Source organism: Senegalia massiliensis (assembly GCF_009911265.1).
GTDB classification, from domain to species: domain Bacteria; phylum Bacillota; class Clostridia; order Tissierellales; family SIT17; genus Anaeromonas; species Anaeromonas massiliensis_A.
In genome coordinates this window covers 1-1,056 of sequence record NZ_QXXA01000044.1, presented here as the reverse complement: position 1 = coordinate 1,056, position 1,056 = coordinate 1, and the positions used below count along the sequence as shown (strand labels likewise).

Annotated in this window: 1 protein-coding gene and 1 pseudogene; both read right to left on the bottom strand. The window is 30.4% G+C overall.

The features are described from left to right. Positions 1-71: 71 nt before the first annotated feature. Positions 72-758 carry a hypothetical protein gene (locus tag D3Z33_RS16445; RefSeq protein WP_160198858.1) on the bottom strand — a complete coding sequence of 229 codons (687 nt, stop codon included), beginning with the start codon at positions 756-758 and terminating at the stop codon, positions 72-74. Further along, positions 748-1,056, bottom strand: a pseudogene (locus D3Z33_RS16440) (HD domain-containing protein); the annotation flags it as partial. The pseudogene D3Z33_RS16440 and the gene D3Z33_RS16445, both read right to left, overlap by 11 nt.

Sequence of the window (1,056 nt, the reverse complement as noted above, 5' to 3'; positions counted from 1 at the left end):
TTTATCACCTTCTTTTGTTTAAAGAGGGGATAAACCCCTCATATACTTTATTTAAAGATGTAGATACTGTATTATTTAATAAGCATTTTTGCTGCTTTTTGCATATAATCGTCTCTTGCATTTTCTTGTAACCATTCTAAATAACTTTTATCTACTTTTGCTATTTCACCTAATGTTTTTCCACTATGTTTTCCAAATGTTACTTTTATATTTTTTGCATCTTCTTCTGTAAGATTGTCCATTCTTTCAGACTGCTCAAATTGTGCCATATCCTCTGTATCTTGAGTAAATATATCTGATAGACTTGCTACTGTAAGTGTTGCATCTACTTGTGCTCTTTTCTTAGCCATTTTAAGGCAAGTATTATCTAGCATATATACATCCTGTTTAGCTGATTGATATTTCCTTTCTTTACTATTACAACTTCCTAAGCCTTGAGTTATGATCTGGTCATTCTTTTTTAAAATACATCTAACTGTAAATGCAAAGAATCCATCTTCATAATCTTGAGTCTTTTCTATGATTTCATATTCACTTGATAATCCCATTAACATTAATATTTTCTCTGCTCCAGGCTTTAATAAGCTATCCTTAGCACCATAATAAGATGCTCCATAGTCATGTTTAGGTACTAAGGCTTGTTTTATTACCCCTTGAAATTTTTGTATCTTACTTATAGACTGTTCAGCCTTCTGAATATTAATGTTTTCTACTAAGCTTAATGCTGTTGTTTCTTCTACATATTCTCTATTTTCCATCTTGTTCATCCTCCGTTTCTAAAAACCTACTAGCCCACATATCAGCAAAGTGTATTAATTGCTGTAATTTAGTTTCATTCCCTTGCAATTGATACTTCAAGTCTCCGTACATTCCGTTGTGATGTAATATAGCGAATAATTCCTCTTTTTCTAAAGATATAAACTCTAATAATATTTGAATACTAACAACTTCATGAGGTATTCCTCGTCTTTCTGGATTAGTTATATAAGGTTTTGTTGTGCTTTGTTTTCCATTTTTTAATATATTTTTAATGTAATTAGGTTCATTGTAATACTC

Coding starts and splice junctions, on each gene's coding strand:
- D3Z33_RS16445 (WP_160198858.1), bottom strand. CDS start 758: ATGGAAAATAGAGAATATGTAGAAGAAACAACAGCATTAAGCTTAGTA.